This is a genomic window from Streptomyces sp. TRM70350, assembly GCF_019219825.1.
GTDB lineage: Bacteria > Actinomycetota > Actinomycetes > Streptomycetales > Streptomycetaceae > Streptomyces.
Genome location: NZ_JAHUXH010000030.1, coordinates 14,658 through 28,564 on the forward strand (window position 1 = coordinate 14,658; position 13,907 = coordinate 28,564).

The following is a 13,907-nucleotide window of genomic DNA, read 5'->3' on the forward strand; positions in this document are numbered from 1 at the left end:
ATAAGCGTACTAGCTGACTGGTTTTTTTTCTCTGGGGCATGGCAGTCTTTTACCAAGGGACTCGCGGTGGGGCCGGCCGGCTGGGCGACCGTCACCGGCTCAGCGACCGACAGGAGGTAGGCACGTGGCCAGGGCCAGGCAGGAACGGGCCGAGATCACCCGGCAGGCGATCCTCGACGGGGCGGCGACAGCCTTCGACGCGACCGGCTTCGGCGGCACGAGCCTGACCGATGTCGCACAGCAGGCGGGTGTCACCAAGGGTGCGCTCTACTTTCACTTCGCCTCCAAAGAGGCCCTCGCCCGCGCGCTGGTCGACGAGCAGTTCCAGTCCACCGACCTGATCGCCGGGGAGTTGATGCCGGGGGTGCAGACGGTGATCGACATGGGGCACCGGCTGGCGCACGGACTGCGCACCGATGTCCGGCTGCGCGCCGGGATAAGGCTGGTGGTGGAGTTCGGTTCCTTCGTCGACCCCGACCCCACGCCGTACAACTCGTGGATCGGCATCGTGCGGGACTGCCTGGCGCCCGCCCAGGGCCGCGGTGACCTGTTCCCGGACATCAACGTCAGCGAGCTGGCGACGTTCGTGTGCGGCTCGTTCACCGGTCTTCAGCTCACGTCGTACGTCCGCACCGGCCGGGAGGACCTGCACAACCGGGTCACGGACATGTTCCGCTACCTGCTCCCCGGCGTCGTCCCGCCGGACCGCCTCGCCCAGTTCCAACCGGCGGGCTCCCCCAAGTGCCGTGCCGAGCTGGGGCTTGCGCCCCTCGACGACGAAGAGCCTGCGGAAGGGACCGACTGACCGGGCGGGCGAGGGCGAGGAGCGTGCGGGCGCGCGCCGCTGGAGCGGCCGACAACGGAGTCACGGCGGCACCGCGGCCGGGGGACGGTCCGGCGCCTCACAGCACGGACGGGGCCGTGGTCCGTACCGCCCGCAGCCCGTCCTCCGACGCCAGCGCGGGCAGGGTCAGTTCCCACAGGTCGGCCAGCCAGGTCTCGCACTCGTCCGGCGGTACGCCCAGCCAGGTCAGCGTCTCCAGTCCCGAGACGGCCGCCGCCACCGGCGTCCGTGCGGACGACTCCGGTACGGAGCGGCCGAGTTCACCGGCGCGGCGGGCCTCGTCGAGCAGACCGCCCAGCCGGCCCAGCCACTGCCCGTAGAAGTCGGGTGTGTCGTCGTCCCCGGGCACGCCCCACCCGGCCACGAGGCCGTCGGCGTTGCCCCGCTCGCGCTCGCGCGCGATGCGCACCGACGCGCGCACGAACACGTCCTCGCGCAGCAGCCGCCCGAGCACATAGGTCAGGTCGACGACGAGTTGCAGATACGTCCCACCGGCCGCCTCCAGCTGGAGCACCGCGCGTTCCATGGCCTCCCGGCCGCGCTCCTGCACGGCCATGGCGACCTCGTCCTTGGTGGAGAAGTGGAAGAACAGCGCTCCTTTGGTCACCCCGGCGTGGCGGCTGATGTCGGCGAGTGTGGCGCGCACGTAGCCGTGCTGCGCGAACTGCTCGGCGGCGGCGACCACCAGCCGTTCCACGGTCCGCTCCGAGCGTTTCTGTTTTCCTGCCATCCGACCGCTCCTCGAAGCAACCCCGTTACACCTCCTGTATGGGTCCTTCATACGCCCGGTCACGGCAGGGGAACGCAAGCCCAGTGTCAGATAAACAAAAAGATTCCAAACCCTCACACTCTCGCAAGCCGGGCCACCGTGGGCCGACCCGCGGGGTGCCGGGCCGGCCACATCCGGTCGTGTCAGTTCTTCACGGCGACGGCGGCGAAGCCGGCCGTGTCCTCCCGGTTGGTCTGGTAGTCCGCGTCGGAGGCCCGCTCCTCCTCCGTCTCCCACTCGTTGACGGACACCACTCCGGGCTCCAGCACCGTCCAGCCCTCGGTGTCGACGAACCGCGTGATCTCCGCCCGGGAGCGGGAGGCGAGGTCGACCCGCAGGTTCGTGTACAACTCGTCGACCGCGGCCCGTACCGGCGCGGAGACGTAGTCGGGGCTGGAGTGGGTGAGGATGACGAGGCTGCCGGGGGCCAGCGCCTCCTTGTAGCGCTCGACGGTGCCGTACGGGTCGTCGGCGTCGACGACGAAGTGCAGCAGCGCGCCGAACAGCACCGCCACCGGCCGGGAGAAGTCCAGCAGTTCCTTGACCGCGGGGGCCGACAGCACCGCCTCGGGGTCGCGGAAGTCCGCGTCGACGTACGCCGTGCGGCCGCCCGAGGTCTCGCCCAGGATCCGGCGGGCGATGTCGCCGACGACCGGGTCGTTGTCGACGTAGACGACCTTGGCCTCGGGCGCGACCTCGTGCGTGGCGTTCGCCGCCGGGATGCCGCTGCCGACGTCCAGGAACTGGCTGATGCCGCGCCGGGTGGCGGTGCGCACCGCCCGGTTGAGGAAGCGCCGGTTGGCGCGTGCCCCCAGCGGGCCGCCGGGCAGCAGCTTGACGATGCCGTCGGCCGCGGCGCGGTCGACCGGGAGGTTCTCGGTGCCTCCCAGGAAGTAGTCCATGATGCGCGCGGCGTGCGGGATCTGGTCGGGGGTCTTGGTCTCGGGCATGTCCACACATCCTTGGTGAGGGGTTGGTTGTCGAAGACGGGCAAACGGAAAAGGCGACATCCGATACCGGCTTCTACCGGTGGATGTCGCCTTTCTCATGCCGTTTCAGGGCAAAACGTCTCCGCGGGGAAGCGTGACATGTGCACGAGCCGGATGTCAACGGACGCTGACCGTCCGCTCAGTTGAGCCCGCCCCCGGGTCCTTCCGGCGCGGCCTGCTGAGGTGCTTCATCGCGGGCCGCTCGACCAGCGCGTACAGCAGATACGCGAGGACGGTGGTGACGGCCCAGGCCAGCAGGCACAGACCGACCGCCTCGGCGAAGCTGTAAGGGGCGTGTCCGGCCAGGTACTTGGTGCCGCCGATCAGTACGGCGGCCTGGAGCAGGTAGAACGCGAACGACACCTCGCCGAGCCACCTCATCGCCCGCCCCCGGAACGGCGAGCGCCGCCCGCGCACGTCGGCGACCGCGGCGGCCGGGATGAGCAGGCCGAGCGGGATCACCCAGACCGCGGACAGGGCGTACAGGTAGGGCACGTTGAGCGCCACGGCGTACGCGGCGACACACAGCAGCACCGCCTGCCACAGTCGCACGCCCACCCACCGGTCGGTCAGCACGATCCGGGCGAGCAGCATGCCGAGCACGAACTCCAGCATCCGCACCGGCGGCAGCTGGTACACGAACCAGTTCTGCACCTCGCTGACCTGCCAGCCGGGGAGGCGCACCTCGCCGGGCAGCGCGGCGTACGCGAACGCCGGTACGGCGACGACGGCGGCCGCGAAACCGGCCGTCCACGCCCACAGCCGCGCCGGGGCGATCGCCTTCACCGCGCGGTGCAGCAGCGGGAAGCACAGGTAGAACAGCAGCTCACAACCGAGCGACCAGCTCGGTGCGTTGACGCTGAAGGACACCGCCGGGTCCCAGGACCAGGTCTGCACGAGCAGCAGGTTGGGCAGCCAGTGCTGCCAGGCGGTGGTGGTCGCCCCGGCGAAGACCAGCAGCGAGACCACGAAGGTGACCAGGTGGTTGGGGTACAGCTTGACCAGGCGGCGGCGCAGGAACAGGCCGGGGGTGTCCGTGGGGCGGGCGGACCAGGTCAGGATGAACCCGCTGAGGATGAAGAAGAACGACACCCCGAGCCCGCCCGCGATGCCGAACAGCCGGGCCGCGTCGTGCGCGGCCTGCCCGCTGAAGGGGCTGAGCTGGGGGCTGGTGACGTGGTACAGGAACACCGCCATGGCGGCGTAGAAGCGGAGCCCCGTCAGCGACGGCAGCCCGGTGAGCGACGGTGCCCGCCCGGCCCGGGCGGGCACCGTATCCATGGGGCGATGGGTCGGGATGGTCACGGATCTCTCCTTCGCGCGGCACGAAAAAGCACCGCGCGGCAGGCCGATGGGCCTGCCGCGCGGTGTCGACGGCATGAGGCGGTACAGAAAGAGAAGTGGAGGATCGGATCGGTCGGCGGGACGCCCCGCCCTGCCCAGGAGGCGCTCGGGGCACACATCAACCGCCGCCAAGAGCGTGACAGCCCCCCTTCGCGGAAGTCAACCCGCTCCGGGTGCCACCACGCTCCTGGTTAGGCCACGCAGAAGGCCGCCGGTCAGACGTGAATCGGGTGGGACGTGCGTCCCGACGCCGCGTCGATCTCGTCGTGCGCCTTCGTCAGCAGGCGCATGGCGAGTTCGTTCAACGCCCTTGCCCCGGCGATCTCCTCGCCGACCCTCGGCTGATTCGCGTCGGTGTGGTGCCGGCTCGCGCGTCCGTGGGACCTCACCTCGGTCCCGTCGGGCAGACGCACCAGCGCCGCTGCCTTCGTGTGCGTGTCGTCCTCCTGGAATTCGAGCTCGACATGCCATCCCACAGCGGTGTGCATCATGATGATCACCTCCGGATCATCCGGGTCCAGGATCACCTGTCTCCAGGATTGCTTCCAGAGTGCTCCTTGAGTGCCCGACTTGTCGCGTTCCCGTCGCTGTTGTCGTGTTCCGGACCTGGGTACGCCGCCGCCACCACGGCCGCCGTTCACTGCCGTGGGGCACGAAGGCGGCATGCGCTGCTGCCCGACCGCTTCCCGAGCCGCCCGCTCAGCCCTCGCATCCCTCTCCGCGCTCCCCGCTCCCCACCACGTCCTGCGCTCCGCCGCCCTCCTCGCCCCCGTCGTCCTGCACGGCCTGCGCACCCGGCACTCCGGCCCCGTCGCCGCCGTCCAGCTGGAACTGGTCACGCTGGCCGAGGACCACGCCGTGCTCACCTGGTTCACCGGCGTGCCCGGCACCGACGACGGGCTCGGCCAGATGATCCCGGCGATCACCGAGGGCGAGGTGGTGTACGGCACCCACCCGGCCCGCCTGAACCGGGTCACCGGCGAGGACCGCCCGACCGCGCACCACCAGGTCGAGCTGACCGGTCTGGAGCCCGGCGAGACGTACTACTACCAGGCCCGTTCCCGAGGCGTCCCCGCCACGGCCACCCCCCTCCACCTGTCGGGCGGCAACGCGGTGGGCACCTCGCCGCACGGCCTGGGCACCCCCGCGGGCCCGTACTCCTTCACCACCCCCCAGCCCCCACCGGGCCGTCATCTCCTCTCCATCGCCCTCTGCAACGACCTGCACCTGGGCGAGACGACGGCGGGCCTCGTGGCCGGACTCCCCCTCCTGCGCGGCGTCTCTCAGGCGCCGGGCGGGGCCCCGTACCCGGAGGTCATGAGCCGGGCCGTGGTCGCGGAGGCACGGCGGCGCGGGGCTGACCTGCTGCTGGCGGCCGGGGACCTCTCGGCGGGCGGCGCGCCCCGCGACCTGGCGACGGCGCGGCGCATCCTGGACGGCTTCGGTGTCCACGGCCGGGACTATTTCGTCGTACGGGGCAACCACGACCGGGCGATTCCCGAGGGCGACGCCTTCCACCGGGCGTTCCTCCCGGCGCCCGGAGACGCCACCTACTTCACCCACGCCGTGGGCGGCCTGCGGATCATCGGCCTCGACACCTACGAGAAGGCGGGCACCGGCGCCGACGCGGGCGGGGTGGGGGCGGAGCAACTTGCGTGGCTACGGGCACGTCTGCGCGAAGCGGGAGACCAGCCGACGCTCGTCTTCGGCCACCATCCGCTGACGGTACGGCACTCCCTGTTCCCGGCGAGCGCGGGCCAGCGCCTGGCCCGCCGCCAGGCCCGCGCGCTCCTCGCCGCCTACGCCGCCGCGCCGGGCGTCTTCCTGCACCACGCCGGCCACACCCACCGCAACAAGCGCACGGTCCTGGACGAGGCGCCGCACGTCACGTTCCAGGAGGTCGGCGCGGTGAAGGACTACCCCGGCGGCTTCACCCTGCTGCGCATCCACTCGGCCGGTTACGCCCTCAACCACTACACACCCACCGACACCCCGGCCCGCGCCTGGCTGGAACGCAGCCGCCGGGTCGCGGGCGGCCTGTGGCCGCACCACGCGCTGGGCCACTCGGTGACGGACCGCAACAGCGTCGCGGCCCACGACCTGTCGGGCATCACCCGCCCGACGCCACGGGACCCGGTACCGGACCGGCTGACGGCGGCGTGACCCAAGCCAACATACGGCCTCACCCCACCATGAGCCCGATCCCCGCCACCACCAACACCGCGGCGACGATCCGCGCCGCCCCGAAACGCTCCTTGAAGACCACGGCCCCGATGGCCGCGCCCACAATGACCGATGTCATAGCTCGCTCATACAGTATTTGTCATGAGCCGATCCAAGTTAGGCAAGATCACCATCACGCCGGGCGAGCCCGCAGCGATCTACTGCCGCATCTCCCACGCCAAGGACGAGGATCAGACCGGGGTCGACCGACAGGAACGCATCTGCCGGGAGATCGCCGAACGACTTCAGCTCCGTGTCGAGTCGGCCCACGTCTACGTGGACAACAACCGTTCAGCGTGGCAGCGCAACCGCAAGCGGCCGGGATGGGAAGAGATGCTGAAGGCGATGGGGAAGGGAGAGATCCGGCACGTCATCGTCTACCACCCCGACCGCCTCATGAGGCAGCCCAAGGATCTTGAAGAGCTGCTCTCCATAGCCGACGACAAACGCGTCCTCCTGCATGGCGAGGCGAACCGGCGCGATCTGTCGGACCCCGACGACCGGTTCATCCTCCGTATCGAGGTGGCCCACGCGTGCCGCTCCTCCGACGACACGTCGCGACGGTTGAAGGACGCCCTGAAGGACAAGGCCCGCGAGGGCAGGCCGCACGTGGGCAACCGGCCGTACGGCTACACCAGCGACGGCCGCGCGATCGTCGAGAAAGAAGCGGAGATCGTCCGCGAAGTCTTCCGCCGCTATCTGGACGGCGAGTCACCCCAACGCATCGCCCAGGATCTGACCGCGAGGGGTGTAACGACGTCCAAGGGCAAGACGTGGCAGCCGGAGAACGTTCGCCATCTGCTGTCTTCCAACTTCGTTGGGGGCGTGCGGATCCACCAGGGCGAAGAGGTGGGTGTGGGCACGTGGCCCGCCATCATCGACCGGGGCCAGTGGGACGAGGTACAGCGGCTCAGGGAGTACCGGGCCGAGCGTGCCCGGGACGAGCAGAAGCGACCGACCCGGCACTACCTCCTGCGTGGAGTCGCGACATGCTCATGCGGGGCGCGCATGGCCGGTACGAACAGCGGCCGGTACGCCTACTACCGGTGCACTCGCGCCGACGAAATCGGCCAGCAGAAATGCAATCGTTCCGTCTCGGCCGGACCCCTCGAAGCCTTCGCGCGGGACGTGGCGATCAAGGTACTGACCAAGCTGGACACCTCGGGCTACGAGCCCGCCACGACCACCCGTCCCGAAGCCGACGTTCTTGCGGACGAGAAGGACCGGGCGAAGCTGGAGGAGCTAAAAGAGCTGTGGCTCAACGATGACGACTTCACGACGGCCGACTTCCAATCCATGCGTGCCCCCATCCTCAAGCGGATGAAGGAGCGGCAGCGGAAGACCGTCAAGCGGCCCATCGCCGTTCTGGACGGGATCGCCGGACCGGACGCCGAAGCCAACTGGGAGAGGCTGGAGAAGGAGGAGGACTACGCGCGCATGAACGCGATCTACCGGTTCCTGTTCGCCGCCGTGGTCGTCCGCGCGCCGACGAGGAAGGGCAGGGGGTTCGACACCGACCGGGTGGACATCAAGCCGAACCCTCTGGACTAGGAAGCCTTCCGTGCAGGGCCGAGGAGCCGCGCGAGTCTCGCCGCGCTCTTCGGTCCTACCCGTGTGGGGAATTTGGCCGCCTGGCGCTCGACTGCCCGAGCCCACTCTTCGTTGCGGCGTCTCGTCACCGGGGCACCTCACACCGGTCACGGGCGATCTCACGGTTCGTGGCGATGTCTTCGGCGACTCCAGCGGCGATGAGAGCAGCGCCGGGGGTGTGGCCGGAGCCGACGTAGCGCCAGTGCCGTTCGGTGACCGTGTCGAAGGTGTCGCCGGGCATGTCGGCGTGGCCCATGTGGTTGGCGCGTTCGGTGCGCAGTGCCGCGTAGGTCGTCGAGTAGGCGCGGGATTTGGTGAGGATGTGGCCCCGGTAGCCGAGGGTGTGAGTCCAGGTGCGGAGGCGGAGGGGTTCGTACTCGGGGAGGCCGCCGAGGCGCCAGCAGGTGCGCATGAGGGTGCGGACGTGTTCGCTGACAGATGCCGTGTCGATGTCGTGCCAGGTCGTGAGCGGGTGGTCAGTGCCGGCGCCTGTCTCGCTCGCTCCCTTGGTGACGTACTTGGCCACGTACGCGGCCACCGCGTCATCATCTGGCCCGTCACCGTCAGCGTGCAGCGGACGAACATCGAGCTGGGCGCCCCAGCGCAACTCCAGCTCACCAACGGCCGGGCTATAGGGCGTGCGGACCAGGACCCGTCCGGCCGAGGCGCGAACGGCATCGGTCAGTCGGTCGACGCTGCCCCAGGCCGGGGGTTCGTCGTCGGGCCCGTCCGGGCCGTCGAGGCGGACGATGGCGTGCAGGTGGACAGCAGCGCGCTTCTGGTACTCGGCGACGCGGGCGAAGGACAGCCGGGCATGCTGGGCGAAGCGGGACTGTACGAGGCCGACCGACGAGGCGAGGCGCCGCCGTACGTCGATAACGAACCGGTCCCACAGCTTGGACGCGTGTGCGTGCCACAGCACATGGGCGGTGTAGTCGTAGCAGTCGGCGCACAGCGGTTGGCCGACCACCGGAGCGTCCGGGGCGTGGACGGCACCGCAGCCGAGGGGGCGCCCATGCTCGCAGGTTCCGCCGTCGCGGCGGGGGCGGCAAAGCTCCCCTGCACGGTGGAGCGGGCCGAAGGACGGGGCGGTCAGGGTGACGAAGAGCCGGGGGCGGTGGCGGACGACGCCGGGGACGTTCTTGCCGCCGAGCAGGCCCGCGCGGACAAGGTGGAAGGTGTCGCCCGCGTGGAGGCGGGAGCAGGCAGGGCAGACGGTTGCGCGGCGGTTGCGGCAGCGCACCAGGAGGCGTTCGCCAGGTTCGTTGCGGGTGTCGTAGTGGTGGATGATCTCGCCGGTTGTGCCGTCCAGGGTGGTGGTCGAGCCGGAGAGGTGGACGGGGTGAGAGCAGCCGCCGGTTGCGGTGATCTGCTCCAGCCAGCGCGGGAACTTGGGATCTTGGGCGATGCGGATTGCGTCGCGGTCTGCTTCGGGGAGCTGACGCAGGCGCGCCGCGCGGTCGAGGACGGCGCGCCTGTCAGCCGGGGTGTACTCCGGGGTGATGGTGGTGACCTTCCGGGGTGGGCCGCCGAGGCGGCACGGTGGTTGGGTGGTGGTGCGCCGTTACTCATGGGGATCACTCCCTTGCGTGCGTCGGGTGGGTTGGGAGGGGATTCAGCGGATGGTTCCGGTGCCCCGGCAGACGCGGCAGCGCCGCCGCCGTCCGGTCCAGGTCCTACGGGCTCCGTCGCCCTTGCAGTGGGGGCACCTCACACGAGGCATAGGCATGGCCGTGTGTCCTTTCTGCTCAGGTGTGGGAGAAGCCGTTGATCAACCAGGTGACGAGTTCGTGGGCGGTGAGGCCCACGGGGGTCTGGCCGAGGTAGAGGCCGAAGAGGCCGACGCAGACCGCTTCCCAGGCGCGGACGTCGCGGGAGCGGACGAGGAGGACGGTGATGATCCCGAAGATCACCGCGAACGTGAACGCCGTACCTTCGCTGATCACTTGTCGTCTCCTTCCAGAGCCGCGAGGGCGCGGGTTATGGCAGGCAGTTCCGGGGTCATGGCTGCGTGCTTCCGGGCCGTCGACACGGCTTCTTCGGTCGGTGTGAGGTGGGAGCGTGCGCGGCTCCAGCCGCCGTCCGGTCCGGTGCACACGGCCACGCCGCGTTCCTCCGCCGTGATCGACTGAGCGACGGCCACGGCGTCCTTGTTCAGGTCGCCCAAGGTCATCTCGGCCGTGCCGGGATCGTTGACGCGGTGGCAGATACGGCCGCCGAGCTGCGCCCGCAGGGCAGTGACGCCGGGGCCGAGGTCGGAGCCAACCCGCTGCCCAGCCACAACAAGGTGCAGGCCGAGCGCCGCCCCAAGCTGAGCCAGCCGCAACAGCAGGGTGGAGCACTGTTCGGCTTCCGCCTTGCTCTCACGGGTCCCCTCCGAGAGATACAGTTCCGCGATCTCGTCGACGATCACGACGACCGGCACCGGCCGCAGCTTCTCGGGCAACTCCCAGATCGAGCGGACACCGGCCGACCGACACGCGCGCATCCGGTCCTGCATGTCGACCACCAGGGCGGAGAGCACGGCGACCGCTTCCCTGCGGCAGGTGGCCAACGCGCTCAACCGTCCGGCGAACAGGCCGAGCTCCATGCCGCCCTTGCAGTCGATTCCGACCAGGGCAACGGGCTGTCCGGCGAGTTGGGTGATCAGCCGGGCCAGCAGGGTGGACTTGCCCGACCGGGTGGCCCCGGCGATCAGCCAGTGCGGCACGAGCCGCAGGTTCATCACCCAGGCGCCGCCGCTCTCCAGGACGCCGATGAGCGCCGAGAGGAGTTCGGCCGGAGCCGTGGCGAGGCCGGGTCGCTGAAGCGGATCACTGGCGGTTGCGGTCACCAGGACGAGCCCGCGTTCCGGGGAGGTGACGCGGACCGCGTGGACCTTCCACGCGTGCACTAAGGCGTCAGCGGCCTTCATGTACGTCGCCGGGGTCTGCCCCGCGTGCAGCCGCACGGTCACGGTCAGGCCCATGCGCGTGGCGTGCGGGAACGAGATCCTCGGGGCCACCGGCCGCAGCGGATCGCCCTTGACGACCAGGTCCCCGAGCAGTCCGCGCGGCGGACGACGAGATACGGCAAGGTCGTTGAGCATGGCGACCTTGCGCCAAGTCGCCAGCACCCGGCACGCGGTGACCGGGTAGCCGACGAGGTACCAGTGCCAGACCGGCCGATGTCGGCGCACCAGGTCACCGACGACGAGCACCCAGGCCAGCACGGCCAAGCCGAGCGCGAGCAGGACCGACCCCATCACGCATCACCGCCCTTGCCCTGCACCGCAGTTCCTGACGCCGGGGTGATGGCGTCTGCGCGGAAGCTGACGCCGTTGCGGTCGCCCATCGACCAGACGAACGCCGTCAGTCCGGAGACCTTGACGACCTGGCCCGGTTCGATGCCCTTCGGTTCACCACTGACAGCGATCTCGATGACGGAGATACGGCGCCCGTCCGGCCGCACGGTGACAGCCACGGTGTAGACCGGGTTGCCGTCCCGGTCCTTCTTCACCTCCTGTGTCTCGGAGTTGCTGAACTTCAGCTCAGGCACGTTGGCGCACCGCAGTACGCCGAGCCGCGCCGTGTCCACGGGAATGGACTGCATTTCGTTGGCCTCCCTGGCCAATCAGGACGCCAGCTCTAATGCTGACGTCACTTGTCCTTACGAGTTACGACTATGGAGCCCTGTACGGCGAGAGTGCAACTACTTATGCTGACGAGTGATGTCGCGCGTGCGACGTGCCTACGACCTCAACCCGGAGATGCCGAGATGTCAGAGATCCAGCGCCCCGGAGCCCTCTACCAGCAGGTGGCCGCCGCGATCCGAGAAGCGATCCTGTCCGGCGAGTTCGCGCCCGACTCCCTGTTGCCATCCGAAGCCCAGCTCATGGCCCGCTACGGCGTCTCCCGGCCGACAGTCCGCAACGCCATCGCGGCACTGCGCGCGGAAGGCCTGATCGACGTCCGCCACGGCAAAGGCAGCTTCGTACGCTCCATCGGACAGCCCCACCTCACCATCGAGCGCCGCATCAGCCGCACCGCCGAAGGCAAGTTCGTCATGCCCAACGGCGACATCTGGCAGGAGATCGAGGAGCCGAGCACCTACCGCACCCACACCACGAAGAACACCGGCCGACTCCTCCAACTCGACGCAGAGGAAGCCTTGTTCGGGTGCGATCGATTGCTCATCGATCCAGGCACCGGCACACGCGCGATGCACCGCACGCTGATCCCCTTCGAGGTCGCGGACGGCATCCCGATGCTTGCGGAGGAGCCCTGCAAGCGCCCAGCAGCGATCTACCGATGGCTCACCGAGGACGGCCACAAACTGACGTGGACCGAGACGGTACGCGCCCGCATGCCCCTGCCCGACGAGCGCACCACGCTCCAGCCCCCGGACGCGACCCCGATCCTGCACGTCGCCCGCGTCACGCACGACACCGACGACCGCCCGCTGTTCCTCGAAGAACTTCGCTTCGGCGCGGACCGTGCCGAACTCGCCTACCGGATCACCGCCGACAAGCAGCCCGTGCGACGCTCCGGCGACTGAGCGCCAACCGGGATCGGTCGAAACAGCCTTCACTTCCTCAAGGGCGCGCCTGCGGCGCGCCGGGGCGCCCGGCCGCCCCGGCCGGGCGTGCGGCGTGGCCGCCGGTCCCGTCCGGACGGCAGGCGCCCCCGACAGCAGTACGACCAAGGAGTCGAGGCGTCGACCGGCCGTCGCAGGCCGGGGCCCACGGGGCTGGGGGTCGACGGCCGGAGAGGCTTTAGGCAGCCACCATGGGGCGAGCCTCGAAGAACAGGGGGCCGATCGGGCTATTGCGGGCAGGTCCAAGGACTGCCCGATCCGCTGGCGAGCGTAAGGCCCCCTGTTCACTCGCCCCATGGCAGCTCCAGCCCAAAGTCTCTCCGGCCGGCGACGTGCCCACGTGCACCGCTCACCAGCGGAAAGACGCCTCATGCTGCACCACCTTCGCCATCCGCGAGCCGTTGCAGAAGGCCCGCGAGCCGGACCACAGCATCGGGCAGGCCCACCAGGCGGACGACCCCGCGCCCGTCGTCATTCGTCGCTGCTACAGCCCGTAACTCGGACGGCTCGAACTCCGCTCCAAGGAACGCCAAGTTCAGTTGATCGGCAGCGTCTCGGGCCTCCCGCCATCCGGCCATGTAGTCGACACCACGAACCCACAGACCGAAGTCCGCGCCTGTCACGTCCAGGCCGTCACCGGGCCACTCCGCCCCCGCGCCAGTCATCTTGTCACTCCCGCTCTGGTAACAGATCGTCAACTGTCTTTGGGCCAGGGCGAGTGCACAGCACAACGACCCCGGTACCATCAGGCACCGGGGATCGCTGTGTCCCCTCCCGGACCACCCCGGTTGCTGGCAGGCGCGGGGGTGGTCCGGACTCGGTATGGGGTTGTGAAGCGCGGCCCCCTGGGAGCCGGGTGGGGATCCCGGCGGACCGTCCCAAGGGGCCACGCCCCGTTCACCAGAGGGATCGCCCTCCGGCCCCGCGCTGTCGCCAACTCCCGAGGGAGCAACGCCGAGGCGACAGCCGGGAGATCATCAGTGCGGACTGCGCTCGGCTCCACTGTCCAGGTCGAAGCGGCACCAGACCGTCTTTCCGCCCCGCTGTCCCGGCGTCCACCAGACCGCCGACGCCATCCGTTGAGTGAGCATCAGCCCACGGCCGTTGTCAGCCAGGACCGCCTCTGAGAGCTCCGTCATCAACTCCGGCGAGTAAAAGTCGCCCATGGGTAGCAGCGGGGGTGTCGAGTCCTCATCCGTGACCCCGATGAAGAGCCACTTCGGATACAACTTGAAGGTCACGTCGATGCGCCGAATGCCGCCGGGAACGGCCTGGCAGTTGTCCGGTACCGCGTGGTTCACGACGTTCCCAACCAGTTCCGAGACAGCCAGACGCGCGTCATACATGAGTTCGTCCGAAACCGCGCCACGAAGGAACACGGACGTCGTGTCACGCGCGACGCGCGCCGTACTACGGCACTCGGCGAAGAGCGTCAGCGTCAAGAAGTGCCCGGACGACGGATCCGGTGCCACGAACCAGTGGGCGTACGCGTCTAGATCTTGCGCGAGGTCTTCCGGCAGCCGTGCTTTCCTCGCGTCCATGACATCGACCACCATCTCTGATCACATCCTGC

At 69.6% G+C, this 13,907-nt stretch carries 13 protein-coding genes; 4 read left to right on the forward strand and 9 right to left on the reverse strand.

Annotated features, from left to right (window positions below):
• Positions 1-124: 124 nt before the first annotated feature.
• The gene (locus KWI83_RS30910; protein ID WP_308122274.1) at positions 125-805 is read left to right on the forward strand and encodes a ScbR family autoregulator-binding transcription factor; all 681 of its coding nucleotides are present in this window, start codon (positions 125-127) and stop codon (positions 803-805) included.
• 97 nt (positions 806-902) lie between these two features.
• Here the strand turns inward: KWI83_RS30910 and KWI83_RS30915 are convergent, their stop codons facing one another.
• From KWI83_RS30915 to KWI83_RS30930, 4 genes are all read right to left on the reverse strand, one after another.
• Complete coding sequence (locus KWI83_RS30915) at positions 903-1,574, reverse strand: ScbR family autoregulator-binding transcription factor (RefSeq protein WP_218517683.1); 672 nt, start codon at positions 1,572-1,574, stop codon at positions 903-905.
• 182 nt (positions 1,575-1,756) lie between these two features.
• Positions 1,757-2,563 (reverse strand): SAM-dependent methyltransferase, encoded by an 807-nt coding sequence (locus KWI83_RS30920; protein WP_218517684.1) that lies wholly within the window; start codon positions 2,561-2,563, stop codon positions 1,757-1,759.
• Positions 2,564-2,719: 156 nt separating this feature from the next.
• Positions 2,720-3,907, reverse strand: a complete 1,188-nt coding sequence (locus KWI83_RS30925; RefSeq protein ID WP_308122275.1) for an acyltransferase — start codon at positions 3,905-3,907, stop codon at positions 2,720-2,722.
• A 254-nt stretch (positions 3,908-4,161) separates the two neighbouring features.
• The gene (locus tag KWI83_RS30930; protein WP_218517750.1) at positions 4,162-4,437 is read right to left on the reverse strand and encodes a DUF1876 domain-containing protein; all 276 of its coding nucleotides are present in this window, start codon (positions 4,435-4,437) and stop codon (positions 4,162-4,164) included.
• Between the two features lie 172 nt (positions 4,438-4,609).
• Here KWI83_RS30930 and KWI83_RS30935 point away from each other — a divergent pair, with 172 nt between their 5' ends.
• Positions 4,610-6,109, forward strand: coding sequence for a metallophosphoesterase family protein (locus KWI83_RS30935; RefSeq protein ID WP_218517685.1), 1,500 nt, complete (start codon positions 4,610-4,612; stop codon positions 6,107-6,109).
• 162 nt (positions 6,110-6,271) lie between these two features.
• Positions 6,272-7,720 carry a recombinase family protein gene (locus KWI83_RS30940; RefSeq protein WP_218517686.1) on the forward strand — a complete coding sequence of 483 codons (1,449 nt, stop codon included), beginning with the start codon at positions 6,272-6,274 and terminating at the stop codon, positions 7,718-7,720.
• Positions 7,721-7,844: 124 nt separating this feature from the next.
• On the opposite strand, the gene KWI83_RS30945 is transcribed toward KWI83_RS30940, so the two are convergent.
• The 4 genes from KWI83_RS30945 to KWI83_RS30960 form a co-directional block, all read right to left on the reverse strand.
• Positions 7,845-9,206, reverse strand: coding sequence for a replication initiator (locus KWI83_RS30945; RefSeq protein WP_218517751.1), 1,362 nt, complete (start codon positions 9,204-9,206; stop codon positions 7,845-7,847).
• 301 nt (positions 9,207-9,507) lie between these two features.
• Complete coding sequence (locus KWI83_RS30950; protein WP_218517687.1) at positions 9,508-9,705, reverse strand: hypothetical protein; 198 nt, start codon at positions 9,703-9,705, stop codon at positions 9,508-9,510.
• On the reverse strand, positions 9,702-11,003 hold the full coding sequence (locus KWI83_RS30955; RefSeq protein WP_218517688.1) for an FtsK/SpoIIIE domain-containing protein: 1,302 nt from the start codon (positions 11,001-11,003) through the stop codon (positions 9,702-9,704). The genes KWI83_RS30950 and KWI83_RS30955 overlap by 4 nt, the downstream gene beginning before the upstream one ends.
• Positions 11,003-11,350 (reverse strand): hypothetical protein, encoded by a 348-nt coding sequence (locus KWI83_RS30960; protein WP_218517689.1) that lies wholly within the window; start codon positions 11,348-11,350, stop codon positions 11,003-11,005. The genes KWI83_RS30955 and KWI83_RS30960 overlap by 1 nt, the downstream gene beginning before the upstream one ends.
• Before the next feature lie 165 nt (positions 11,351-11,515).
• Here KWI83_RS30960 and KWI83_RS30965 point away from each other — a divergent pair, with 165 nt between their 5' ends.
• Entirely contained in the window at positions 11,516-12,295 is a 780-nt protein-coding gene (locus KWI83_RS30965; RefSeq protein WP_218517690.1) for a GntR family transcriptional regulator, read from the forward strand.
• Positions 12,296-13,311: 1,016 nt separating this feature from the next.
• On the opposite strand, the gene KWI83_RS30970 is transcribed toward KWI83_RS30965, so the two are convergent.
• Entirely contained in the window at positions 13,312-13,875 is a 564-nt protein-coding gene (locus KWI83_RS30970) for an ATP-binding protein (RefSeq protein ID WP_218517752.1), read from the reverse strand.
• Positions 13,876-13,907: the final 32 nt, after the last annotated feature.